This is a genomic window from Micromonospora sp. NPDC023814, from assembly GCF_040639595.1.
Classification (GTDB): Bacteria; Actinomycetota; Actinomycetes; order Mycobacteriales; family Micromonosporaceae; genus Micromonospora.
In genome coordinates this window covers 161,938-185,915 of record NZ_JBFAAF010000001.1, presented here as the reverse complement: position 1 = coordinate 185,915, position 23,978 = coordinate 161,938, and the positions used below count along the sequence as shown (strand labels likewise).

Annotated in this window: 23 protein-coding genes and 1 pseudogene; 7 read left to right on the top strand and 17 right to left on the bottom strand. The window is 73.3% G+C overall.

Features of this window, described 5'->3' with window-relative positions; genetic code table 11:
- Positions 1–6 precede the first annotated feature (6 nt).
- On the top strand, positions 7–828 hold the full coding sequence (locus AB0G14_RS00865; RefSeq protein WP_357692399.1) for an NAD(P)H-binding protein: 822 nt from the start codon (positions 7–9) through the stop codon (positions 826–828).
- An 86-nt stretch (positions 829–914) separates the two neighbouring features.
- On the opposite strand, the pseudogene AB0G14_RS00860 reads toward AB0G14_RS00865, so the two are convergent.
- The 9 genes and pseudogenes from AB0G14_RS00860 to AB0G14_RS00820 form a co-directional block, all read right to left on the bottom strand.
- A pseudogene (locus AB0G14_RS00860) lies at positions 915–1,224 on the bottom strand (helix-turn-helix transcriptional regulator).
- Complete coding sequence (locus AB0G14_RS00855) at positions 1,221–1,406, bottom strand: type II toxin-antitoxin system RelE/ParE family toxin (protein ID WP_357692397.1); 186 nt, start codon at positions 1,404–1,406, stop codon at positions 1,221–1,223. The pseudogene AB0G14_RS00860 and the gene AB0G14_RS00855 overlap by 4 nt, the downstream one beginning before the upstream one ends.
- Positions 1,407–1,438: 32 nt before the next feature.
- Positions 1,439–2,452 (bottom strand): agmatinase, encoded by a 1,014-nt coding sequence (speB, locus tag AB0G14_RS00850; protein ID WP_357692396.1) that lies wholly within the window; start codon positions 2,450–2,452, stop codon positions 1,439–1,441.
- Positions 2,449–3,651 (bottom strand): saccharopine dehydrogenase C-terminal domain-containing protein, encoded by a 1,203-nt coding sequence (locus AB0G14_RS00845; RefSeq protein ID WP_357692394.1) that lies wholly within the window; start codon positions 3,649–3,651, stop codon positions 2,449–2,451. The genes speB and AB0G14_RS00845 overlap by 4 nt, the downstream gene beginning before the upstream one ends.
- Positions 3,651–5,111 carry an FAD-dependent oxidoreductase gene (locus AB0G14_RS00840; RefSeq protein ID WP_357692392.1) on the bottom strand — a complete coding sequence of 487 codons (1,461 nt, stop codon included), beginning with the start codon at positions 5,109–5,111 and terminating at the stop codon, positions 3,651–3,653. The genes AB0G14_RS00845 and AB0G14_RS00840 overlap by 1 nt, the downstream gene beginning before the upstream one ends.
- Positions 5,108–5,917, bottom strand: coding sequence for an ABC transporter permease (locus tag AB0G14_RS00835; protein WP_357692391.1), 810 nt, complete (start codon positions 5,915–5,917; stop codon positions 5,108–5,110). The genes AB0G14_RS00840 and AB0G14_RS00835 overlap by 4 nt, the downstream gene beginning before the upstream one ends.
- Positions 5,914–6,825 (bottom strand): ABC transporter permease, encoded by a 912-nt coding sequence (locus AB0G14_RS00830; protein WP_357692389.1) that lies wholly within the window; start codon positions 6,823–6,825, stop codon positions 5,914–5,916. Before AB0G14_RS00830 ends, AB0G14_RS00835 begins: the two co-directional genes overlap by 4 nt.
- Positions 6,822–7,988, bottom strand: coding sequence for an ABC transporter ATP-binding protein (locus AB0G14_RS00825; protein ID WP_357692387.1), 1,167 nt, complete (start codon positions 7,986–7,988; stop codon positions 6,822–6,824). Before AB0G14_RS00825 ends, AB0G14_RS00830 begins: the two co-directional genes overlap by 4 nt.
- A gap of 5 nt (positions 7,989–7,993) precedes the next feature.
- Positions 7,994–9,178 carry a spermidine/putrescine ABC transporter substrate-binding protein gene (locus tag AB0G14_RS00820; RefSeq protein WP_357692385.1) on the bottom strand — a complete coding sequence of 395 codons (1,185 nt, stop codon included), beginning with the start codon at positions 9,176–9,178 and terminating at the stop codon, positions 7,994–7,996.
- A 204-nt stretch (positions 9,179–9,382) separates the two neighbouring features.
- On the opposite strand from AB0G14_RS00820, the gene AB0G14_RS00815 reads away from it, so the two are divergent.
- Complete coding sequence (locus tag AB0G14_RS00815) at positions 9,383–9,895, top strand: Lrp/AsnC family transcriptional regulator (RefSeq protein ID WP_357455242.1); 513 nt, start codon at positions 9,383–9,385, stop codon at positions 9,893–9,895.
- A 42-nt stretch (positions 9,896–9,937) separates the two neighbouring features.
- Here AB0G14_RS00815 and AB0G14_RS00810 read toward each other — a convergent pair whose 3' ends face one another.
- The 3 genes from AB0G14_RS00810 to AB0G14_RS00800 are packed head-to-tail and all read right to left on the bottom strand — an operon-like array spanning position 9,938 to position 11,083.
- Positions 9,938–10,132, bottom strand: a complete 195-nt coding sequence (locus tag AB0G14_RS00810) for a DUF397 domain-containing protein (protein ID WP_357692383.1) — start codon at positions 10,130–10,132, stop codon at positions 9,938–9,940.
- A gap of 1 nt (position 10,133) precedes the next feature.
- On the bottom strand, positions 10,134–10,322 hold the full coding sequence (locus AB0G14_RS00805) for a DUF397 domain-containing protein (protein WP_357692381.1): 189 nt from the start codon (positions 10,320–10,322) through the stop codon (positions 10,134–10,136).
- On the bottom strand, positions 10,313–11,083 hold the full coding sequence (locus tag AB0G14_RS00800) for a helix-turn-helix transcriptional regulator (protein ID WP_357692379.1): 771 nt from the start codon (positions 11,081–11,083) through the stop codon (positions 10,313–10,315). The genes AB0G14_RS00805 and AB0G14_RS00800 overlap by 10 nt, the downstream gene beginning before the upstream one ends.
- Positions 11,084–11,539: 456 nt before the next feature.
- Between AB0G14_RS00800 and AB0G14_RS00795 the strand changes: the two genes are divergently transcribed.
- Positions 11,540–12,886, top strand: coding sequence for an aspartate aminotransferase family protein (locus AB0G14_RS00795; RefSeq protein WP_350703251.1), 1,347 nt, complete (start codon positions 11,540–11,542; stop codon positions 12,884–12,886).
- Between the two features lie 80 nt (positions 12,887–12,966).
- Positions 12,967–14,343, top strand: a complete 1,377-nt coding sequence (locus AB0G14_RS00790) for an FAD-dependent oxidoreductase (protein ID WP_357692376.1) — start codon at positions 12,967–12,969, stop codon at positions 14,341–14,343.
- 110 nt (positions 14,344–14,453) lie between these two features.
- Here the strand turns inward: AB0G14_RS00790 and AB0G14_RS00785 are convergent, their stop codons facing one another.
- Positions 14,454–14,822: a DUF3499 domain-containing protein gene (locus AB0G14_RS00785; RefSeq protein ID WP_357692374.1), complete on the bottom strand. Its 369-nt coding sequence runs from the start codon at positions 14,820–14,822 to the stop codon at positions 14,454–14,456.
- A 155-nt stretch (positions 14,823–14,977) separates the two neighbouring features.
- On the opposite strand from AB0G14_RS00785, the gene AB0G14_RS00780 reads away from it, so the two are divergent.
- Positions 14,978–15,421, top strand: coding sequence for a metallopeptidase family protein (locus AB0G14_RS00780; protein ID WP_357083062.1), 444 nt, complete (start codon positions 14,978–14,980; stop codon positions 15,419–15,421).
- A gap of 86 nt (positions 15,422–15,507) precedes the next feature.
- Here the strand turns inward: AB0G14_RS00780 and AB0G14_RS00775 are convergent, their stop codons facing one another.
- From AB0G14_RS00775 to AB0G14_RS00765, 3 genes are all read right to left on the bottom strand, one after another.
- A complete protein-coding gene (locus tag AB0G14_RS00775; RefSeq protein WP_007455784.1) occupies positions 15,508–15,765 on the bottom strand; it encodes a WhiB family transcriptional regulator in 258 nt (85 codons plus the stop codon).
- Between the two features lie 1,060 nt (positions 15,766–16,825).
- Entirely contained in the window at positions 16,826–19,333 is a 2,508-nt protein-coding gene (locus AB0G14_RS00770) for a bifunctional FO biosynthesis protein CofGH (protein WP_357692371.1), read from the bottom strand.
- A 334-nt stretch (positions 19,334–19,667) separates the two neighbouring features.
- A complete protein-coding gene (locus tag AB0G14_RS00765; RefSeq protein WP_357692369.1) occupies positions 19,668–20,612 on the bottom strand; it encodes a hypothetical protein in 945 nt (314 codons plus the stop codon).
- A 99-nt stretch (positions 20,613–20,711) separates the two neighbouring features.
- Here AB0G14_RS00765 and cofD point away from each other — a divergent pair, with 99 nt between their 5' ends.
- Together cofD and AB0G14_RS00755 are read left to right on the top strand one after the other, a co-directional pair.
- A complete protein-coding gene (gene cofD / locus AB0G14_RS00760; protein WP_357692367.1) occupies positions 20,712–21,695 on the top strand; it encodes a 2-phospho-L-lactate transferase in 984 nt (327 codons plus the stop codon).
- Entirely contained in the window at positions 21,692–22,789 is a 1,098-nt protein-coding gene (locus AB0G14_RS00755; protein WP_357692365.1) for a coenzyme F420-0:L-glutamate ligase, read from the top strand. The genes cofD and AB0G14_RS00755 overlap by 4 nt, the downstream gene beginning before the upstream one ends.
- An 83-nt stretch (positions 22,790–22,872) precedes the next feature.
- On the opposite strand, the gene AB0G14_RS00750 is transcribed toward AB0G14_RS00755, so the two are convergent.
- Complete coding sequence (locus AB0G14_RS00750; protein WP_357692363.1) at positions 22,873–23,877, bottom strand: helix-turn-helix domain-containing protein; 1,005 nt, start codon at positions 23,875–23,877, stop codon at positions 22,873–22,875.
- Positions 23,878–23,978 lie beyond the last annotated feature (101 nt).

Here is a 23,978-nt window from a genome sequence, read left to right as displayed (position 1 = left end):
GATTCCGTGACGTATCTGGTGACCGGCGCGACCGGCAGGGTGGGTCGGCACGTGGTGTCCGAGCTACTGGCCCGTGGGGTGCCGGTGAGGGCCCTCACCAGGGAACCCGCCCGGGCCGTCGGCCTGCCGCCCGAGGTGGAGGTGGTGGCTGGCGACCTGACCGATCCGGCCACCCTTCCGGCGGCCCTGGACGGCGTCGTCGGCGTACACCTGCTCACCACCGGCGGCGACGACTACGCCACGCTGCGCACGGGCCCGGAGATCGTTGAGCTGGCGGAGAAGGCCGGCGTCCGGCGGATCGCCGTGCTGTGGAACGGCAAGCCCGGCCCGGTGGAGGACGCCGTCCGCGCCGGCGGTGCGGAGTGGACGATGCTCCAGGCGGTCGACTTCATGAGCAACACCCTCGGCTGGGCGGAGTCGATCCGCGCCGCAGGCGAGGTGCGGGAGCCCTTCGGCGACGTCCGGGCCGCGGTCGTCGACGAGGCCGACGTGGGCGCGGTCGCGGCGGAGGTGCTCACCGGCGAGGGGCACGCCGGGCAGGTCTACACGCTCACCGGCCCGGAGGCGCTCACCCCGAGGCAGCGGCTCGCCACCATCGCCGCCGCGATCGGCCGCGAGCTGCGCTTCGTCGAGCTGACCGAGCAGCAGGCCCGCGACCGGTGGCGGCAGGCGGGCTACGACGACGAGTTGGTCGACCTGCTCGCGTCCTGGCAGGGCAACCCGCCCCCGACGGCGTACACGGTCACCGGCACCGTCGAGCGACTCCTCGGCCGCCCACCCCACACCTTCGCCACCTGGGCCCACACCCAGGCCGCCGCCTTCCGCTGACCCTCCCCCGCGCCAGGTCGGCCCACAGCACCAGGGCGCCCCCGCCCGCCCGCCTCGCCTACCCGGGTCGGTCGACAGGCGGGCGGTCAGGCGATCTGCCGCAGATCGTTGCCGTAGTCGAAGATGATGCGGAGCCGAGCGCCCAGCGCTGCGGCGTAGCGGCTCAGCGTGGCGACCTCGTTGACATCGAGGTCACCGTTCTCAATCTGACTGACCCGTCCCGGGGTGACACCCATCAGTTCGGCCACCTGGCGCTGGGTCAGCCCCAGTCGCTTACGCTCCTCAGCCAGGTGGAACGCACTCACCCACGCTTCGGTACGCCCGCTCCCTCTCGTGCTCCGTCTCGTCGTCACGAAGCTCATCACGGACGTCTTCCCAGTCGTAGAACTCGGTCACGGCTCCCCCCTTCGCCTGCTCTCATGGTCGAGCCAAGCCTTGTAAGCGACCTCCGCCAGCGGAATGTTGTCGTGGTACCAGCGCGTCCAGTTGTGCGCCTTGTTACCTGCCACGAGCAGGACGGCCTGGGACCAGGGATCGAAGACGAACAGCACCCGAACCGCGACGTCCCGTCCCGACATTCACCCTGGCGCCCGAGCGAGGTGATCTCCGATCAGCGGGAGTCGAGGAGGGGTTGGGTCGGGGTCCAGGGCGGGTGGCCGGCGGCGTCGCGGCGGCGGCGGGCGATGGCCGACAGCGCCTCGAGCACCACGCGGTTGCCCAGGTACGCGGTGATGTCGGCGTGGTCGTACGGCGGGGCGACCTCGACCACGTCGACGCCGACGACCGGCAGCTCATAGCAGCAGCGCCGCACCGCGTCGAGCAGTTGCCGGGAGGTCAGCCCGCCGGGCTCCGGGGTGCCCGTGCCGGGTGCCATGCCCGGATCGACCACGTCCACGTCGACGGAGAGGAAGACTCCCTCGCACTCGTCGGTGGCGATGGTGAACGCCTCGGTCAGGCAGTCGTCCAGGCCCCGGGCGACCAGCTCGGTCATCTCGTACGACCGCATCCGCTGCTCGGCCATCCACGACAGGACTGAGGGGCCGGGCCAGTAGCCGCGCAGGCCGATCTGGAGGAACCGGTCGCCGCGTACGGCGCCGGACTCGATGAGCCGGCGCATCGGCTGGCCGTGCCCGTGCAGGCTGCCGAACTCGATGTCCCCGGTGTCGGCGTGCGCGTCGAAGTGCACCAGCGACACCCGGCCCAGCCCGTAGTGGCGGGCGACGCCGGTCGCGTCGGGCAGCGCGATGGAGTGGTCGCCGCCGAGCACGACGGGGATCGCGCCAGCCCGCGCCACCGCGAAGACCGCCGACTCCAGGGCGGCCAGGGAGCGCTCGATGTCGCCGGAGAACATCTCGACGTCGCCGGCGTCGTACACCCGCAGGTCGCGCAGCGCGTCGACGCGCAGCGCGAGGGACGGGCGGGAGCCGTCGTGCGGCAGGTAGCAGGCCTGCCGGATGGCGGACGGGCCGAACCGGGTGCCCGGCCGGTGCGAGGTGCCGCCGTCGAAGGGCGCGCCGACGATCACGACGTCGGCGTCGACGAAGGACGACGGGTCGTCGAGGGTGCAGCGGTCGACGCCGAGGAAGGTGACGTCGGGGCCGAACATCGGGCCGTAGCGGGTCATCGCTCCTGCATCCCCCAGGGTGAGCCGTAGCCGGTGAGCAGATCGAGGAAGGGGCGCGGGGGCAGCGCCTCCGGGCCGATCACCCCCGACCCGGACCACGCGCCGGTGGCGAGCAGTTCCAGGGCGACGACGGGGTTCACGGCGGTCTGCCAGACGACGGCCTGGTGGCCGTACTCCGTCATGGACCACTCGTTGTCGACCACGTGGTAGAGGTAGACCTCGCGCGGCCGGCCGTCACGCGCCGTGCCCCGCACCCAGGTGCCGGCGCAGGTCTTGCCGCGCATCCGGTCGCCCAGGGTCGCCGGGTCGGGCAGGCAGGCCGCCACGACGTCGCGGGGCGCGACCGTCACGCCGCTCACCCGCACCGGAGACGCCGCGTCGAGGCCGAGCTTGTGCAGGGTCCTGAGGACCTCGATGAACTCGTTGCCGAGGCCGTACTTGAAGGTGACCCGCTTCGCCGCGACCCAGCGCGGGATCAGCAGCACCTCCTCGTGCTCGACGTTGACGCACTCGACCGGGCCGATGCCCTCGGGGAAGTCGAACACCTCCGGCTCCGAGAACGGCGGGGTGGTGTACCAGCCGCGGCCGGCCTCCCAGATAACCGGCGGGTTGAGGCACTCCTCGATGGTGGTCCAGATGGAGAACGACGGCGCGAAGTCGTAGCCGTCGACGGTGAGGTTGCCGCCGTCGCGTACCCCGATCTCGTCGATCTCGGCGAACAGCTCGTCGGCGGCGTAGCGGGCGAAGACGTCCGACAGTCCCGGCTCGACGCCGATGCCACACAGCGCCAGCCGGCCGGCGGCCGACCAGCGGTCGGCGGCGGCGAACTGGTCGTCGCCGAGCTTGACCCCGGTCTCGGCGTACGGCCGGTCGGGGTGCGGCCGGGACAGCGACATGGCCATGTCGAGGTAGTCCGCGCCGGCCGCGAACGCCCCGTCGAAGATCGGCATGACGAAGCGTGGGTCGACCGCGTTGAGCACGTGGGTGATCCGGTGCTCGCGGCACAGCGCGGCGACCGCGTCCGCCGAGGAGGCGTCGACGGCGGCGGGAACGAACCGGTCGCCGTGGCCGGCCACGGCCCGCGCCGCGCGGGCGGGGTCGCGGTCGGCGACGACCATGGTCTCGAAGAAGGAGCGGCGGGCGGCGATGGCGACGGCGGCGGAGCCGACCCCACCGGCGCCGACGAGCAGGATCCGCATCAGGAATCAAACCCCAAACCAAGACGATCGAGCGTACGGAGCCAGAGGTTGCGCCGTCCCGCTCGCGCGTCGGCCCGGGCCAGGGACCAGCGGGTGAGGTGGATGCCGGTGGCCCGCAACGGCTCCGGCGGGAACGGCAGCGGCTTGCTGCGCACCAGGTCGAGCCGGGTCAGCGGGGTCTGCCCGCCGCCCAGCAGGTCGAGCACCACGCGGGCGCCGAACCGGGTGGCGCCGACGCCGAGGCCGGTGTAGCCGGCCGCGTACGCCAGCCGGCCGTCGTACGCGGTGCCGAAGAACGGGCAGAACCGGGTGCAGGTGTCGATGACGCCGCCCCAGCGGTGGCTGAAGCGCACGTCGCCGAGCTGCGGGAACGTGGCGAAGAAGTGCTGGGCGAGGGCGGTGAAGGTGGCCGGCCGTTGGGCCAGTTCGGGGGCCATCCGGTTGCCGTAGTGGTAGACGGCGTCGTAGCCGCCGAAGAGGATCCGCCCGTCGCCGGTGAGCCGGTAGTAGTGGAACTGGTTGCCGGTGTCGGCGAGCCCCTGCCGGTTACGCCAGCCGATCGATTCGCGTTGCGCGGCGGTCAGCGGCTCGGTCGTGAGCGCGTAGTCGTAGACCGGCACCAGCCAGGCCCGCAGCCGGCGCAGCAGCGGCGGGAACGCGTTGGTGGCGAGGACGACCCGCCGCGCGCGCACCGAGCCGGGGGCGCCGTGGCCGCCCGGCCCCGGGTCGTCGGCCCCGGGCGCACCGGACGGTCCACCTCGGGTGGTGGCGCGCAGCGCGGCCCCGTCGCGGCGCAGCCCGGTGGCCCGGGTGTGCTCGTGGATCCGCACGCCGAGGTCGAGGCAGGCGCGGCGCAGGCCCCAGGCCAGTTTCGCCGGGTCGAGCATCGCCACCCGGTCGCGGTCCCACAGCCCGCCGAGGTACGTCGGCGAGTCCACCTCGGCGCGTACCTCGTCGCGGTCGAGCAGCCGCACGTCGTGGCCGAACCGGCGGGCCAGGTCGACGTCGGCGGCCAGCCCGTCGAGCTGGTGGGGCTCGACCGCCACGGACAGCTCGCCGGTGCGCTCGAACTCGCAGTCGATCCCGTACGCGGCCACGGTGTCGGCGATGGCGTCCAGGTTGTCCCGGCCGAGCCGGTCCAGCACGCCGATCTCGTCGGGGAAGCGTTCGACGCCGTTGCCCAGGCCGTGGGTCAGCGAGGCGGCGCAGAACCCGCCGTTGCGCCCGGACGCCGCCCAGCCGCAGGTGCCCGCCTCCACCAGCAGCACGTCCCGGCCGGGGTCGTCCTGCTTGGCGAGCAGCGCCGCCCAGAGGCCGCTGTAGCCGCCGCCGACGACCAGCAGGTCGGTGTCGGTGCCGCCGTGCAGCGGCGGCAGCGGGTCGGGGCGTTCCGGACGGTCCAGCCAGTACGGCACGGGCGCCGCGTCGGCGAGCGCCCGGCCGGTGGGCGGGGGCGTCATGGCAGCCGCTTCGCCCGCCGGCCGCGCAGGGTGCTGGCGAGCACCAGCAGCAGCGCGACCACGAACATCGCCGTGCCGATGACGTTGACCTGCGGCGGGATGCCCCGCTGGGCGGCGCCCCAGACGTACATCGGGAACGTGACGGTGGTGCCGGCGTTGAAGTTCGTGACGATGAAGTCGTCGAACGACAGCGAGAACGCCAGCAGCGCGGCGGCCACGATGCCGGGCAGCACCAGCGGCAGGGTGATCCGCCGGAAGGTCTGCCACTCGCTGGCGTAGAGGTCCATCGCGGCCTCCTCCAGTCGGGAGTCCATCCCGGCCAGCCGCGCCTTGACGGTGACCACCACGAACGACACGCAGAACATGACGTGCGCGATGACGATGGTCCAGAAGCCCTGCGGCACCCCGGCGGAGACGAAGAGGGCGAGCAGCGAGGTGCCCATCACCAGCTCGGGGGTGGCCATCGGCAGGAAGATCAGCACGTTGATCCCGGACCGGCCGCGGAACCGGTGTCGCACCAGCGCGAACGCCATCAGGGTGCCGAGCACCGTGGCGACCACGGTGGCGATGAAGCCGATCTGGACGCTGCGCACCACCGCGTCGCACATGTCGGAGGTGGCACACGGGTTGCGCCAGTTGTCGAGGGTGAACTCGTGGAAGTCGTACGACAGGCGGCTGGACGGGCGGTTGAAGGACAGGGCGGCGACCACGGCGATCGGCAGGAAGAGGTAGCCGAGCACCAGCAGCGCCACGCCCATCACCCAGCGCTCGGCGAGCCAGCGACCGATGCGGTGTCCCACGGTCACAACACCTCCTCGGTGCCGGCCCGGCGCAGGTAGACGAAGACGACCGCGAGGATCGCCGCCATCAGCAGGAAGGACAGCGCCGCGCCCTGCGGGTAGTCCAGCCGGACCAGGAACGCCGAGTCGATGACGTTGCCGATCATGTACTCGTTGGGGGTGCCGAGCAGCTCGGCGTTGATGTAGTCGCCGCTGGCCGGGATGAAGAACAGCAGCGTGCCGGCGACCAGGCCCGGCATGGACAGCGGCAGCGTGACCCGGCGGAACACCCGCAGCGGGCTGGCGTAGAGGTCGCTCGCCGCCTCCAGCAGCCGGTGGTCCAGCCGCTCCAGGCTCGCGTACAGCGGCAGCACCAGGAAGGGCAGGAAGTTGTACGTGAGGCCGAGCACCACCGCGACCGGGGTGGCCAGCAGCCGGCCGTCGGGGGCGAGCAGGTGCACGTCGCGCAGCAGCCCGACGACCCAGCCGTTGTCGGACAGGATCGTCTTCCAGGCCAGCGTGCGCACCAGGAAGCTGGTGAACATCGGCGCGACCACGCAGACCAGCAGCAGGTTCTTCCACCGGCCGGCCTTCTGCGCGATCGCGTACGCCAGCGGGTAACCCATCAGCAGCGCCAGCACCAGCGCGATGCCGGCGTAGACGAAGGACCGGGTGAACTGCGGCCAGTACGCCGCGAGCGCGTCCGGGTAGTTGCCGACCGCCCAGGTCAGCGCGTACCCGGTGGCGAGCGAGCCGGCGGGGTCGTAGAGGCTGGCGGCGGCGAGCTGGAACAGCGGCACGGCGAAGAAGAGGAACAGCCATGCCGCGCCGGGCAGCAGGAGGAGGTACGGCAGGAACCGGTGCCGACCGGACCGGCGGGTGGGCGGGGGCGCCGCCGACCGCCCCGAACCGGGCATGTGCGCGAGGGCTGTCACGAGGAGGCACCCACCGGCTCGTCCAGGACCGGCGTGGTCCGATCGTGCTCGCCGGGCTCCCGGGGCAGCAGGAAGGCGTGCCGCGGGTCCCAGTGCGCCACCGCCTCGCTGCCCACCGCCAGCGGGCCGGTCACGCCGCTGTTGGCCACGAAGACCGACAGCTCGCTGCCCCAGCCGGTGCGCAGCAGGTACTGGGTGCTGACCCCGACGTAGGAGGCGTCGGTGACCACCCCGGTGACGTGCTGGTGCCCGGCGGGGACCTGGTCGACTCCGTCGACCAGGTGCAGCTTCTCCGGGCGTACGCCCAGGTGGACCGGCCCCCGGTCGACCCGGGCCCGGCCGGCGGGCACCGAGAAGCGGTTGCCGTGCGCCGAGACCGCCACCTCGCCGCCGCCCGGGCCGGCGGCCTCGCCGGCGAGCAGGTTGGACTGGCCGAGGAAGTTCGCCACGAACGCGGTGGCGGGAAACTCGTAGATGTCGGCGGGTGCGCCGAGCTGCTCGATCTTCCCGGCGTTCATCACCGCGACCGTGTCGGCCATCGTCATGGCCTCCTCCTGGTCGTGGGTGACGTGCACGAACGTGATGCCGACCTCGGTCTGGATCCGCTTCAGCTCGATCTGCATCTGCCGGCGCAGCTTCAGGTCGAGCGCGCCCAGCGGCTCGTCGAGCAGCAGCACCTGCGGGCGGTTGACCAGGGCGCGGGCCAGGGCGACCCGCTGCTGCTGCCCGCCGGAGAGCTGGGCGGGACGGCGGTGGCCGTAGTCGTCGAGCTGCACCAGCGCGAGCATGCCCCTGACCTGGTCGTCGACCGAGCGGATGCCGCGCCGCCGCAGCCCGAAGGCCACGTTCTCGAAGACGTTCAGGTGGGGGAAGAGCGCGTAGCTCTGGAACACGGTGTTCACCGGCCGCTTGTACGGGCGCAGCCGGGCGATGTCCCGGTCGCCGAGCAGCACCTGCCCGCTGGTCGGCTCCTCCAGCCCGGCGATCATCCGCAGGGTGGTGGTCTTGCCGCAGCCGGACGCCCCGAGCAGGGCGAAGAACGAGCCCTGCGGGATGGTCAGGCTGAGGTCGTCCACGGCGGTGAAGATGCCGAACCGCTTGGTGAGGTTGGCCAGCCGCAGGTCGCCGGCCGGTGTCTCGCGCCCCACAGTCGCCGCGCCCATGCCGCTCACGCCCCGATGACCTGCTGGAACTTGCTCTCGTACTCGCGTTCCTGCTTCTCGTCCAGCGCCATGAAGACCTTGGACTTCGACAGCATGGTGTCGTCGGGGAAGATCAGCGGGTTGGCGGCCAGCTCGGGGTCGATCTTCTCCATCTCGGCCTTGGCGCCCTGGACCGGGCAGATGTAGTTCACGAACGCGGCGAGCTTCGCGGCGACCGCCGGGTCGTAGTAGTAGTTGACGATCTGCTCGGCGTTGCCCTTGTGGGTGGCCTTGTTCGGCACGAGGACGTTGTCCGACCAGAGCATCACGCCCGACTCGGGCACCACGAACTTGACCTTGTCGTCCTCGAAGCCGAGCTGGATGACGTCGCCGGACCAGCCGATGCACGCGGCGATGTCGCCCTTGGCGAGGTCCGGCGCGTAGTCGTTGCCGGTGAACCGGCGGATCTGGCCGGAGTCGACGGCCTTCTTGAGCTTGTTGAGCGCGTCGTCGAACTGTGGGGCGGTGAAGTTCGCCGGGTCGTGGCCGTTCGACTGGAGCAGCAGGCCCATGGTGTCGCGCATCTCGGACAGCGCCGTCACCTTGCCCTTGAGGTCGGGGCGGGTGAGCAGCTCGTCGACCGTCCGGATCTCCTTGGTCACCTTGCCGTTGTAGGCCAGCCCGGCCAGGCCGGACTGCCACGGGATGGCGAGCTGGTTCTCGGTGTCGAAGGACCGGTTGCGCAGCGACGGCAGCAGGTTGGCCTCGACGTTGGGCAGCTTCGACTTGTCGAGCTTCTGGATCCAGCCGAGGCGGATCATCCGCGCCGCCATCCAGTCGGTGAGGACCATGACGTCCCGGCCGGTGCCCTGGCAGCCCGCGAGCTGGTTCTGCACCTTGCCGAAGAACTCGTTGTTGTCGTTGACGTCCTCGGTGTAGGTGACCGCGATGCCGGTCTTGGCGACGAACGCGTCGAGGGTCGGCCGCTTGGACTCGTCCTTCTCGTCCACGTCCATGTACTGCGGCCAGTTGGAGAAGGCCAGCTTCTTCTCGGTGGCGGACAGGTCCTCGCTGACGCAGCCGGCCTCCGTCTGGGTGGCGGCCTTGGTGCCGCAGCCGGCGAGCGAGCCGCCCGCGGCCAGCAGCGCTGCGGAGCCGAGGGTGCCGGTCAGGAGTCCACGCCGGGTGAGGGGCCGAAAGGGAGTACGCATGTGACGACTCCTAGGGGTCATCGTCGGCGGCGGGACGGGGGTGGCACGCCGGCGGGAGGGTCAGGTGCGGCGGACGACTGATCCTGACATGAGGTGACCTTCCTTACAAGGGATTCCGTTGCCGGAATAGCTCTGCACGACGAAATACGCCAGACTGCCCGGGGGCACTAGGCTCAGCCCGGGCACGGACATGGGGAGCGGTCGATGACGAACCGGCAGCACGACAACGGCAACGGCGGACGCAGGGTCACCGTCCGCGAGGGTGCCAGCCACGTACTGCTCGACGACGTGGCGAAGCAGATCATCGAGCAGCTCCAGGAGGACGGTCGCCGGCCGTACGCGACCATCGGCAAGGCGGTCGGGCTGTCGGAGGCGGCGGTGCGCCAGCGGGTGCAGCGGCTGCTCGACGCCGGGGTGATGCAGATCGTCGCGGTGACCGACCCGCTCCAGCTCGGCTTCCCCCGCCAGGCCATGATCGGCCTGCGTACGAACGGCGACCTGGAGGCCGTGGCCGACCGCCTCGCCGAGCTGGACGAGGTCGACTACGTGGTGATCACGGCGGGCTCGTTCGACCTGCTGACCGAGGTGGTCTGCCGCAACGACGACCACCTGTTGGAGATCCTCCAGCGGCTGCGGTCGGTCGAGGGCGTGCTCTCCACCGAGGCGTTCGTCTACCTCAAGCTGCGCAAGCAGACGTACACCTGGGGCACCGCCTGATCATGCCGCTCGTCGCCGACCAACGTCAGGCGCCGGTCGGCCTCAGCCGGCACCCCCGCCGCGCCCGACCGAGGCGACGAACGCCCGCCAGGCGTCGGGCGCGAAGCTGAGGGTGCCACCGACGCGGTCCTTGCTGTCCCGCACCAGCACCCGGCCGGGCAGGTTGTCGGCCACCTCGACACAGTCGCCGCCGTTGTTGCTACTGCGGCTGGCGGTGCGCCAGCGGGCGTCGGTCATCTCAGCCCTGCCGCAGCCGACCGACAAAGGTGCGCCATGCCTCGGGTGAGAAGGCGAGGACGCCACCCGCACGATCCTTGCTGTCCCGCACCAGCACCCGACCCGGAAGGTTGTCGGCCACTTCCACACAGTTGCCGCCGTTGTTACTGCTGCGGGTGGCGGTGCGCCAGCGGGCGTCCGTCATGTCCATGTCGTCGCCACTTCCCTTATCAGCTCGATCGATTGGCGTCGCGGCAGCGCCTCGCCGGCTACGCTCTCCCATCTGCTGCCCAGGCTAGCAACATCAGCACTCTCGGTCACCACCTGACCGCAGATCTGACTGTCCACATAAGCCACCTCGGTGCCGCCGGGTAGGCGGATCAGAACGAACGGCCCGGCGAGCCCGGTGTGCCAGGGCACCTCGGCCGGAATCACTCGGATCTGCACGTGCTCGCGATCGGCGACCGTCAGCAGATGGGCCAATTGCTTAGCCATCACCGCCCGGTCACCGACCCGCCGGCGCAGCACCACCTCGTCAATCACCGCGACGAACTGCGGCGGGGCCTCCCGCGCCATGATCGCCTGCCGGGCCAGCCGTCCGGTTACGATCTCGTCCACCTCGGCCGCCGGGAGCAGGCCGCCGGTCGCCAGCACCGCGCGGGCGTACCCCTCGGTCTGGAGCAGGCCCGGCACCAGCAGCGGCTCGTACGACCGGATCGAGGTGGCGTCCTGTTCCAGCTCGGCCCAGGGGCGGAACCAGGGCAGGTCGCGGCGGCGGAACGGCTCGGGCCACAGCTCGGCGGCGTCGCGGTCGAGCACCTCGGCCACCGCCAGCCGGGTCCTGGGGTGCGGGATCCGGCCCGACGTGAGCCACCGGCCCGCCGTCTTCGGGTCGACGCGCACCTTCTCCGCGAGCGACTCGACGGTCTCCCCCTTGGCGGCCATCGCCACCCGCAGCGCCTCGTTGGCCATCGGATCCTCCCTCCACGCGGGTTCACGCTCCGGCGCACGATAGCCACGCTCAGTGCCGGCGTCCGCCGCCTACCGGCGTGTCGCGGTGGGATGTGTTTCGCGCACCTCAGGTGCGCCGCGAGCGCGGCCGAAGTGCCCCGAAGGTGTCCCGCAACGCGACGCCTCGACGCGGTCTCACCGCGATCCCGCTCGACGCGGTCTCACCGCGGCCCGCCCCGACGCGGTCTCACCGACGGGGCAGCTCGACAGCGCCCGTCCGGCGGGACCCATCGACCGTTCACGTCACGACCTCGCGATACGGATTCCGTCGTTCACGCTTTGGCTACTCGCTGATTCCGTTGCCATATCGGCCACACACCACCGATCCCACTTGCTTTTGGCCGCCGGGCTGTGGGATAACCGTGGGCAGAGCGGCCGGTGTCACCCCTGACCGGCCCGAGACCCGATGGGGCTGACATGGCCGACGCCACCGACCACCTCTGGATGCACTTCACCCGGATGGCGAGCTACTCCGCCGGCGAGGTGCCGACCATCGTGCGCGGCGAGGGCGCGTACGTCTGGGATGCCCAGGGCCGCCGCTACCTGGACGGCCTCGCGGGGCTCTTCGTCGTCAACGCCGGCCACGGGCGCACCGAGCTGGCCGAGGCCGCCGCCAAGCAGGCGGGCGAGCTGGCCTACTTCCCGCTCTGGTCGTACGCCCACCCGAAGGCCGTCGAGCTGGCCGAGCGGATCGCCACGCTCACCCCCGGAGACCTGAACCGGGTCTTCTTCACCACCGGCGGCTCCGAGGCGGTCGAGGCGGCGTGGAAGCTCGCCCGCGCCTACTTCAAGCGCACCGGCAGACCGAACAAGCACAAGGTGGTCAGCCGCTACATCGCCTACCACGGCACCTCGATGGGCGCGCTGTCGATCACCGGCCTGCCCGGCATCAAGAGCGACTTCGAGCCGCTTGTCCCCGGCGGCATCAAGGTGCCGAACACCAACTTCTACCGCGCCCCCGAGCACGGCGACTCCCCCGAGGCGTTCGGCCGCTGGGCCGCCGAGGAGATCGGCCGGGCCATCGAGCGGGAGGGGCCGGACACGGTCGCCGCCGTGTTCCTGGAGCCGGTGCAGAACTCCGGCGGCTGCTTCCCGCCGCCGCCCGGCTACTTCGAGCGGGTCCGGGAGATCTGCGACGCGTACGACGTGCTGCTCGTCTCCGACGAGGTGATCTGCTCCTGGGGCCGGCTCGGCGAGTACTTCGGCGCCGTCCGGTACGGCTACCAGCCCGACATCATCACCACCGCCAAGGGCATCACCTCCGGCTACGCCCCACTCGGCGCGATGATCGCCAGCGACCGGCTGATGGAGCCGTTCCTGACCGAGACCGGCATGTTCGCCCACGGCGTGACCTTCGGCGGCCACCCCGTCTCCTGCGCGGTGGCCCTGGCCAACCTGGAGGTCTTCGCCCGCGAGGACCTGGTCGGGCACGTACGGGCCAACGAGGCGGCCTTCCGCGCCACCCTGGAGAAGCTGCACGACCTGCCGATCGTCGGCGACGTGCGCGGCGACGGCTACTTCTACGGCATCGAACTGGTCAAGGACAAGACCACCCGGGCGACCTTCGACGAGGCCGAGTCCGAGCGGCTGCTGCGCGGCTTCCTCTCCACCGCGCTCTTCTCCGCCGGGCTCTACTGCCGCGCCGACGACCGGGGCGACCCCGTCGTGCAGCTCGCGCCGCCGCTGATCGCCGAGCAGCAGCAGTTCGACGAGATCGAGCAGATCCTGCGCGCCGTGCTCACCGAGGCGTGGGCGCGCCTGTAACCCCTCGTCCACCCGGCCGGGCCGGCCGCGCGCCCCGCGGCGCGTGGTCGACCCGGCCGTTTCCGCACCCGGAGCGGCCGATGCGCTACCAGGACCTGTCGTACTGGCTGTCCACCGTGGACGAGCCGCTGACCCCGCGCCCGCCGCTGACCGGCGACGCCGAGGCGGACGTGGTGATCGTCGGGGCCGGCTACACCGGGCTCTGGACGGCGTACTACCTCGCGGTCGCCGACCCGACGCTGCGGATCACCGTGCTGGAGGCACAGGTCGCCGGCTACGGCGCGTCCGGCCGCAACGGGGGCTGGTGCTCGGCGCTGTTCCCCACCTCGCTGCCCGCGCTGGCCCGCCGGCACGGGCGGGACGCCGCGATCGCCATGCAGCGCGCCATGCACGCCACCGTCGCCGAGGTCGGCCGGGTCGTCGCGGCCGAGGGCATCGACTGCGACTGGGCGTACGGCGGGACGGTGGTGCTCGCCCGCACCGGCCCCCAGCTCGACCGGGCGCGCGCGGCCGTCGCGGAGGCACGGGCGTACGGGCTCGGGCCGGAGGACCTGGCGCTGCTCGACGCCGACGAGGCCACCGCCCGCTGCGCCGCCGACGGGGTACGCGGCGGCACGTACACCCCGCACTGCGCGGCGGTGCACCCGGCCCGGCTGGTGCGCGGCCTGGCCCGGGCGGTGGAACGCCGAGGGGTGACGATCCACGAGGGCACGCGGGTGACCCGGATCCGGCCCGGTGCGGCGGTGACCCTGGCCGGCACGGTGCGCGCGCCGGTGGTGGTACGGGCCACCGAGGGCTACACGCCCGGCCTGCCGGGGCAGCGCCGCGCCGTCGCGCCGGTCTACTCGCTGATGGTCGCCACCGCGCCGCTGCCCGCCGCGACCTGGGCGCGGATCGGCCTCGCCGAGCGGGAGACCTTCTCCGACCACCGGCACGTCATCGTCTACGGCCAGCGCACCGCCGACGACCGACTCGCCTTCGGCGGCCGGGGCGCGCCCTACCACTTCGGTTCCCGGGTCTCCCCCGGCCACGACCGGGAGCCGGCGGTCTTCGCGGCACTGCGCCGTACGCTCGGCGAGCTGTTCCCGGTGCTCGGCCCGGACGTGCCGGTGACCCACACCTGGGGCGGCCCGCTCGGGGTGGCCCGGGACTGGGCGGCTTCGGTCGGTTTCGACCGGGCCGACGGGCTGGCCTGGGCCGGCGGCTACGTCGGCGACGGCGTGGGCACCAGCAACCTCGCCGGCCGTACCCTGGCCGACCTGATCCGGGGCGAGCGGACGGACCTGACCGCCCTGCCCTGGGTGAACCACCGCTCCCCGAAGTGGGAGCCGGAGCCGCTGCGCTGGCTGGCCGTGAACGCGGGCCTGCGGCTGATGTTCTCCGCCGACGCGGCGGAGAACCGCACGGACCGCCCCGCCCGCCGCGCCACCCTCCTCACCCGCCTCCTAGGCCACTAACCCACCCACCCCACCCCCGCCCGTTGATCATGATGTTGCCGCGACACGCCGAAGCGCGCGCCAACAACTTCATGATCAACGCGCGGGGTGGGTGGGAGCGGGGAGGGGGGTTAGTGGGTGGGGGGGATGACGCGGAGGTGGCCGCGGCGGCCCGTCTGGGGGGCCGTGTTGAGGGTCTCGTCGTTCTCGGGCGGGCGGGGGGCCACCGGGCGGGCGGCCTCGCGGACGGCCTCGGCGAGCGCGACCAGGTCGTCGGTGGTGGGCGGCGGGGGCTCGAACTCGCCCTCGTGCCGGACCACGTCCCAACCGCGCGGCGCGGTCAGGCTGCGGGCGTGCGGCTCGCAGAGGTCGTAGGTGTGCGGCTCGGCGAAGGCGGCCAGCGGTCCCACCACGGCTGTCGACTCGTTGTAGACATAGGTCAGCGTGGCGACCGCTTGCCGGGGGCAGCCGTTACGGGAGCAGCGCCGTGGTGACCTCACGGCGGCAGGGTATCTCCATTACCGGGTCCGGCGCACCGCTTCGCGTTGCGACACGCCCGTCACGGTGATCACAATTCGGCCCGGCGCGACCCGCGCCGCGCCACACCCGCCGCGCTGCCGCAGGCCAGGTCGGTGCGGGAGCTAACCTGTCCCTCATGACGAGCCCGGAACACCGCCGCCCCGGCCGGCGCGCCCACCGTGACCGGCACGGGCGCGGCCTGCGCGGGCGGCTGGTGCCGGCGACGGTGCCGCTGGCGCGGACGAAGGCGGAGATCTTCGACGACCTCGTGCTGGACACCGTCGAGACCCTGGAACGGCGGTTCGCCAAGGAGCTGGCCGGGGTCGAGTTCGCGGTGGAGGACGTCCCGCCGGACCTGAACGTCTACGACTCCGACGTGCTGGAGGACGGCGAGGTGCCGCTCGCCCGACTGCTGCCCGGCCGGCCGGGCCGGCAGGAGGTGCCCCCGCGGATCGTGCTCTACCGCCGGCCGCTGGAGTTCCGCGCCATGGACCGCGAGGATCTCGCGGATCTCGTGCACGACGTGATCATCGAGCAGGTGGCCAACCTGCTCGGGGTCGACCCGGACGAGTTGGCCTGAGCCGCCCCGCCGGATGCCGCCGCGAACGGCGACCGGTTCGACTGCGCCTGAGCCGGGCGGCCCCCACCGCCCCGGCCCGGCAACGCTCAGGCGGCCCGCCGCTTGAGCTTGCGCCGCTCCCGCTCCGAGAGCCCACCCCAGATCCCGAACCGCTCGTCGTGCCCGAGAGCGTATTCGAGGCATTCCGTCTTGACCTCGCAGCGCGAGCAGATCCGCTTCGCCTCGCGGGTCGAGCCGCCCTTCTCGGGGAAGAACGCCTCCGGATCGGTCTGCGAGCAGAGCGCCCGCTCCTGCCACTCCGGCGCGTTTCCGAGCAGGTCGGCCACCTCAAGCTGGCCGTCCATCAAATGCCTCCTTGTCGCGCACCGGCGTCATCGCCGCTGCAACCCCCACGCGAAAGGCGCGCGTGTCCGTCCGGTCCCGATTTGTTGCGTACCGTGCGAACAACCCCATTCAAATTACACGCGTGTAATGCGTGCGCCGTCAAGCCGAACTTGATAATGGAGTCGCCCTCCCGACAACACTCCGGACGACCACCCGGCCGCCCGGCCTCGCAACCTGCCCTATCGATTCAGACCCCGGCCGAGTAACGCCCTCTCCGGCGAGTTGCCCGAGTTTTCTCCCGTGGCGCTTCCCCGCCGGCCCGACCGGACAGGCCGATGGAGACCCCCGAGAGACCACCCACCACATCGTTGATCTTGGTGGGGGACAAGGTTAACCCGAGTTCGCGTCGACCGCCCGTCGAGCCGGAAACGACCGACAGCATCCCGTCCACAATATGGACGGAATGCTGCTGCGGGCGGCGCCGGCCGGCTCGGTCGGAGACCGGAGGCGCGCTGGTCGGCCACGCGAACCCGGCGATCACGCCGACGCCGACGCCGACCCGGGCGGCCGGCAGCCGATCGTCCCACCAAACGGTACGGACGCCGGCGGCAGCTCCGGGTGGACGGCACTGTGGAACGCCCGTGCCGCACCCGGCGCTCCCGGGCCACCGAGCGCGTACGCGGCTCGTCGTCCCGGCCGACCTCGATCTCCCGGCCGTGCGGGTGCCGTCCCGGGTAGATGATCAGGGTGCCGGTGTCGCCGTCGGGATCAGGGACGACGCCGGCGGGTTGGTGGACCCGTGGTACCGCGTACCCAGCTAGGGGAAGTCGGGGAGGAACGGCGCCCTCACGTCGGCGGCGCTCAGCCCCGGCGGCAGAGAAAGCTGTTCGGATTCGCGTTCTCGGTGATGAATTCGGACCGGTAGGTGACGTCGGCCCGCCCGTCACCGTCGTTGTCGATATGGGCTCGTATCGCACGTCGTCGCCGAACTCGAAGAAGCCAACCGTGCGAAATGGATCGAGGTCGGCCGGGCGCCCGGGAACCCGCGCCGGGCCGGCAGCGGGGAAAGGCTCGACGACCCTACGGCCGGGGGTGGCCGTACGCGGTCGTGCGCTTGCGGGCCGGGCGCCCGGCGGCCGCCGCGATGGCGATCAACTGCTCCTCGGTACGCGCCGAACCGTTGCCGGAACCGGCCATCCGGGAGATCGTCTCCTCCATCAGCGTGCCGCCGAGATCGTTGCAGCCGCCCCGCAGCATCGCCGCCGTGCCCTCGTCGCCGAGCTTCACCCAGGAGCACTGGACGTTGTCGATCCGGCCGTGCAGCAGCAGCCGGGCCATCGCGTGCACCACCCGGTTCTCCCGCCAGGTCGGCCCGGGACGGGCGATGCCGGCCAGATAGATCGGGGCGTTGGTGTGCACGAACGGCAGCGCCACGAACTCGGTGAAGCCGCCGGTGCGGTCCTGCAACCCGGCCAGCACCCGGAAGTGCGCGAGCCACTGCGCGGGGTGGTCCACGTGGCCGTACATCATCGTGGAGCTGGACCGGATGCCCAGCTCGTGGGCCGTGCCGACCACCTCGACCCAGGCGGCGGCCGGCAGCTTGCCCTTCGTGAGCACCCAGCGCACGTCGTCGTCGAGGATCTCCGCGGCGGTGCCCGGGATGGTGTCCAGTCCGGCGTCGCGCAGCCCGGTCAGCCACTCCCGCACGGACACGCCGGCCTTCGCGGCGGCGGTGACGATCTCCATCGGGGAGAACGCGTGCACGTGCATCCCCGGCACCCGTGCCTTGATCGCCCGGACCAGGTCGGCGTAGACGGTCACCGGCAGCTTCGGGTCGATGCCGCCCTGGAGGCAGACCTCGCTGGCGCCGGCCGCCCACGCCTCCTCGGCCCGGTCGGCGACCTGCTCCACCGAGAGCCGGTACGCGTCGGCGTCCCGCTCCCGCTGCGCGAAGGCGCAGAACCGGCAGCCCACGTAGCAGACGTTGCTGAAGTTGATGTTGCGGTTGACCACGTACGTCACGTCGTCGCCGACCGCCGCCCGGCGGGCGTCGTCGGCGAGCCGGCACAGCTCGTCGAGCGCCGGCCCGTCGGCGGCGAACAGCGCCAGCGCGGCGTCGGCGTGCCGCGGGTCGAGCAGCGCCGCCGGGTCGTCGGCGGCCAGCCGCAGCCCGGCCCGCAGGTCGCGGTCGGTTCCGCCCCCGCCCCCGGCGGTGACCTTGCCGGCCACCTCCGACCAGTCGCCGTAGACGTGGTCGAAGTCGCCGCGCCGGTCGCCGGTGCGCCCGGTGGTGTCGATGGTGGCGTGCAGGTCGGTCCGGCCGCCGTACGTCTCGTCGGGCTCCTGCCAGGGGCGGCCCACCGGCCGCGCCTCCTCGACGGCCAGCCCGGTCGCCGGGTCGGCCAGCGCGCCGACGTGCGGCAGCAGGCGCGGGTCGAGCCACGGGTCGCCGGCCCGCACGTACTCGGGGTAGACCGTCAGCCGCTCGCGCAGGGTGAACCCGGACTTCTCCGTCTGCCGGGCCAGCTCGTCCAGTTGGGGCCAGGGGCGCTCGGGGTTGACGTGGTCCGGGGTCAGCGGGGAGACACCGCCCCAGTCGTCGATGCCAGCGCGCAGCAGCAGGTCGTACTCGCCCTCGATGAGGTTCGGCGGGGCCTGGATGCGGGCCTTCGGCCCGAGCAGCACCCGGGCCACCGCCACCGTGGCGGCCAGGTCGTGCAGCTCCGCGTCGGGCATCCCGCGCATCGCCGTGTCCGGCTTGGCGCGGAAGTTCTGCACGATCACCTCCTGGAGGTGGCCGTACTCCCGGTGGGCACGCCGGATGGCGAAGATCGCGTCGACCCGCTCGGCGTTGGTCTCGCCGATGCCGATCAGGATGCCGGTGGTGAACGGCACCCCCACCCGCCCCGCGTCGTCGAGCACCCGGAGCCGGACCGCCGGCTCCTTGTCCGGCGAGCCGAAGTGCGGGCCGCCCGGCTCCGACCAGAGCCGCGTCGCCGTGGTCTCCAGCATCATCCCCATGCTGGGCGCGACGGGCTTCAGCCGCTGCAACTCCGACCAGGACAGCACGCCCGGGTTCAGGTGCGGCAGCAGCCCGGTCTCCTCCAGCACCGCCACCGCGCAGGCGCGCAGGTAGTCCAGGGTGGAGTCGTAGCCGCGCTCGTCCAGCCACTGCCGGGCCGCCGGCCAGCGCTCCTCCGGCCGGTCGCCGAGCGTGAACAGGGCCTCCTTGCAGCCCTGGGCCGCGCCCGCCCGCGCGATGGCGAGCACCTCGTCGCGGTCGAGGAACGCCGCCGGCAGCCGGTGCGGCACGGTGGCGAACGTGCAGTAGTGGCAGCGGTCCCGGCACAGCCGGGTGAGGGGGATGAATACCTTCTTCGAGTACGTCACCACGCCCGGCCGCCCGGCCTCGCGCAGCCCGGCGTCGCGGACGGCGCCGGCGACGTCGAGCAGCTCGTCCAGCGCGTCGCCCCGGGCGCTCAGCAGCGCGGTGGCCTCGTCGACGTCGAGCGCCCGCCCGGTCGCCGCCCGGCGCAGCGCCCGCCGCACGCTCGCGTCACTCGGGCCGGGCTCGGTGCGATCAACCATCCGCCCAGCCTAAGCGCTCGCCCGCCGCACCCCGCCCGCCCGGCCCACACGGTGAAGAAGGGCACGCACCCCTCGCCCCAACCGGCCGGACCGGCCGCCCAGCGGGACGCCGGACACGACCGCCCGGCCGGGCGTCGGACACCGGGGGCCGGGGGCGGGGACCGGACGCCGGGTGCCGGGTGCAGGGGCCGGGGGCGGGGGCCGGGTGCCGGGGGCCGGGGGCCGGGGGCGGGGCCGGGGGCGGGGGCCGGGTGGTGGGTGGCGGGTGGCGGGGGAAACGCGAGCGCCCCGCACGTGGTCGTGCGGGGCGCTCGGATGCGGTGGTGCCGCCCGGTCAGCGCGGGGCGTCGGGGGTGTCGCCCGGGTTGATGCGCTGGGTGTGGTCCGGCTCCCCGTCCGTGGGGCGCGGAATCGACTGGGTGGGCTCGACGGACTGGCGCGGGATCGCCTGGGTCGGTTCGGCCGAGGGCGGCGGCCCGAACGGCGGGGCGGTCGGCGACGACCCGAACGGGGGCGCCGACTGCGGCGCGGTGGCGGCCGGCGGGCCCGGCTGCGGCGCCGGGTGGAACGGCTGGGTCGCCTGCGGGCCGCCGAACGACGCCGGCTGCTGGCCGTACGGGGCGCCGTACGGGCCGGGGGCCGGCCAGGCGCCCGGCTGACCGGGGATCGGCTGGCCAGGCTGCCCCGGCTGACCGGGGACCGGCTGGCCCGGCTGGCCCGGGGCCGGGTAGCCGCCCTGCTGCTGCGGCCAACCGGGCTGCGGCTGGCCGTACACGCCGGGCTGGGCCTTCGGCTTCGGGACGTAGTACAGGGTGCGCCAGATCTTGAAGACGAGGAACGCGGCGAGCGCGAGGAGCCCCAGCCAGGCCACCCGGGAGAGCAGGCCGAGGAAGGCGTCGAGGACCTGGCCCTGGGACAGCAGTTCGAGCGTCCAGACCAGGAAGGTCAGCACGCCGAACAGCGCGCTGAACGCGTACTCACCGAGGGCAACCTGGGTGATCAGTTTCGCCTTCGGCGCCGGGGGGCGCACGTGCGTGGCGAGCAGCACGGCCAGCAGCGGCAGGGCCACCGCCTCGATGCCGACGAAGGCGGAGAAGGCGTTGCCCGCCCGGCCCGCGAAGGGTACGTACTCGGCCGGCGTCAGCAACCGGATCAGGCCGACGAACAGGAACACGGCGTTCGCACCGAGGAGCACGAACGCGGCGAGTTCACGCAGCGGCTTGGTCAGTTGGCTGGCCTGCGTCGCGTCGGTGGACGCGGGCTCGGCGGGGCTGGTCACGGGATCCCCCTCGGGGCGAAAGCGGACAGTTGCCGACGTGAGCCTAGTCTCCCGGGCCAGCGGCGGATCCGAGGCGGCTCGTGCGCGAGGATGTTCGGCATGCGCATCGTGGTTCTGACGGGCGGCATCGGGGGCGCCCGCTTCCTGCTCGGCGTCCGGGCGTACGCCCGCGAGGTCGGCGCCGAGGTGACCGCCGTGGTCAACGTCGGCGACGACCTGTTCCTGCACGGGCTCAAGGTCTGCCCCGACCTGGACAGCGTCATGTACACGCTGGGTGGCGGCGCCGACCCCGAGCGGGGCTGGGGCCGCGTCGACGAGAGCTGGACGGTCAAGCAGGAACTGGCCGCGTACGGCGCCGAGCCCACCTGGTTCGGGCTCGGCGACCGGGACGTCGCCACCCACCTGGTGCGCACGACCATGCTCAACGCCGGCTACCCGCTGCACGCGGTCACCGAGGCGCTCGCCACCCGCTGGCAGCCCGGCGTACGCCTGCTGCCGGCGACCGACGACCGCCTGGAGACGCACGTGGTGGTGAGCGGGCCGGCGGTCGCGGGCGAGTCCGGCGCGGACGGGCCCGACGGCGGCCAACGGGCGATCCACTTCCAGGAGTGGTGGGTGCGCCACCGCGGGAACGTCCCCACCCACCTGTTCGTCTTCGTCGGCGCGGAGACGGCGAAGCCGGCGCCCGGCGTCGTGGAGGCGATCGCCGGGGCCGACGTGGTGCTGATCGCGCCGAGCAACCCCGTGGTGAGCATCGCCCCGATCCTGGCCGTGCCCGGACTGCGCGAGGCGGTCGCCGACGGCCCCGCCCCGGTGGTCGGCGTCTCGCCGATCATCGGCGGCGCGCCGGTGCGCGGCATGGCGGACCGCTGCCTGGAGGTGCTCGGGGTCGAGTGCAGCGCGGCCGGGGTGGGCCGCCTCTACGGCGGCCGGGCGGCCGGCGGGCTGCTCGACGGCTGGCTGGTCGCCGAGGAGGACGCCGGCGTCGTGGTGCCGGAGGTGACGGTGCGCGCGGTGCCGCTGCTGATGACCGACGAGACGGCGACGGCGGCGATGGTCCGCGCCGCGCTGGAGCTGACATGAGGCTGGAGATCCTGCCGGTGCCGGGCATCGGTCACGTGTCCGAGGGCGACGACCTGGCCGCCCTGATCGCGAACGCCGCGCCGTGGCTGCGCGACGGCGACGTGCTGGTGGTGACCAGCAAGATCGTCTCGAAGTCGGAGGGGCGGCTGGTGGACGTCCCGGCGGACGGGCCGGAGCGGCTCGCCGCGCGGGACGAGGTGCTGGCCGCCGAGACGGCCCGGGTGGTGGCGACCCGGGGCGCGACCCGGATCGTGCAGACCCACCACGGCTTCGTGATGGCCTCGGCCGGGATCGACGCCTCGAACGTCGACAAGACCCGGCTGGTGCTGCTCCCGGCGGACCCGGACGCCTCGGCCCGGGCGCTGCGCGCCGCCCTGCGCGACCGCCACCACGTCGACGTCGCGGTGATCATCACCGACACGATGGGCCGGCCCTGGCGCAACGGGCTCACCGACGTGGCGCTCGGCGTCGCCGGCATGGACGCGATCCGCGACCACCGGGGCGAGGTCGACCCGTACGGCAACGAACTCCAGCTCACCCAGATGGCGGTCGTGGACGAGCTGGCCGGCGCGGGCGAGCTGATCAAGGGCAAGTGCGACCAGGTGCCGGTCGCCGTGGTGCGCGGCTACCTCACCGCGCCCCGGCCGGACGACGGCGCCGGGGCGGCGACGCTGGTCCGGGACGCCGCGATGGACCTGTTCTCGCTGGGCACCGCCGAGGCGAGGGCGGCCGGGCTGGCCGCCGCCGCCACCCTGCCGGACGCCCCCAACCCGACCCCGCCCGACCGGGACGCGGTGCGGCGGGCGATCGCCGCGGTCGCCGGCGTGGTCGCGCCCGGCACGGAGTTCACCCTGGTCGCCGACGAGGCCGTACGCGCCGGGATGGTCACCGCCGTGCCCGGCTGGCCGGCGGAGGCGACGGCGCTGGTGCTCGCCGCCCCGGCCGCCCCGGCCGCCCCGGCCGGCCCGGCCGAGCTGGTCCGCTTCGGCGCCGACCTGCACCGCCTGCGCGCCGCCCTGGCGGCGGAGGGGATCACCTCGCTCCCGCTGCCCCCGCCCGCCGGCACCCCCGCCGCCGCCTGCCTGGCCCTCTGACGGGCCTCCCGCCCCCGTTCCCCGCCCCGCCTGCGCGGCGTGTGCAAGGTGGACGACGCGGGGCGCGGGAGCGGGCTCGGCGCTCAGGAGTTGAGCATCGCCCGCCCCAGCGGGGTGAGGGTGTGCAGGACGGTGTTGCGGTCGCGGTGGCTGACCAGCAGGCCGGCATTACGCAGCACGGTGGTGTGCTGGCTGGCGGCGGCCGGCGAGATGTTCAACCGGCGGGCCACCTCCCCGGTGGTGCAGCCGTCGTCGCTGACCGCCAGCACGGCGGCCCGGGTGCGGCCGAGCAGCGCGGCCAGCGCCTCCCGTCCGGTGTCCGGCGTGCCCGGACCGGCGCCCTCGGCGGGCGTCGGCAGCAGCCCGCCGAGCCGGTCCACCGGGTAGACCAGGACCGGGGGCAGCGCCGGGTCGAGCAGGGCCACCGGGGTGGGCGCGCAGAAGAACGAGGGCACCAGCAGCAGGCCACGCCCGTCCAGGTGCAGCTCGCGGCTGTGCGGGTAGCCGCGGACCTGGAGCACCCCGGACTCCCAGTGCATGGCGGGCCGCAGGCTGGCCAGCAGCCCCTCCACCCCGCCGTCGAGCAGCGCCCGGGCCCGCCGGGACCGGTCGGCCTCCACGGCCGCCTGGATCCGGGCCCAGTACGGGTCGATCGCCAGGTCGCGGTACTGCGCCATCGCGCCGGTCAGGTCGCGCAGCGTGTCCGGCTCGCCCCGGGCCAGCGCGGCGGCGCCGGCCGGCAGGGTGTGGCCGGTGGCGAGCAGCGACAGGTCGCGTTGCAGCAGCGACACGGGAGTGCTCCGGACCGCCTCCATGCCGGCCTCGAACCCGGACACGCTCTGGTGGGGGGTGAGGAAGTCGGGGAAGTAGCCGCGGGGCGGATTGAGCGACAGGAGGAGCCTCAGGCCGGGGGACCCGACGCCCTGGCGCAGTGCCCGGGTCACGCTGCGCCGCCAGCCCGCCAGCAGCGGGTCCCGGCCGCGCCCCGGCAGCAGGTGCAGACTGAGGACCAGTTCCCACACCGGGTCCGCCGCCGGAGCCACCCGGGTCCGGAGGATGTCCTCGGCGGAGAAATAGATCTTCAGCATGGAGCGCTCCCGTGTCGCCCGGCCGAGGGGATGCCGGGTGACCGTTGCAGCCTACCCGGGCGGCACTTATCTCCGTCTTTAAGCCTGAGCTGAAAAACCTC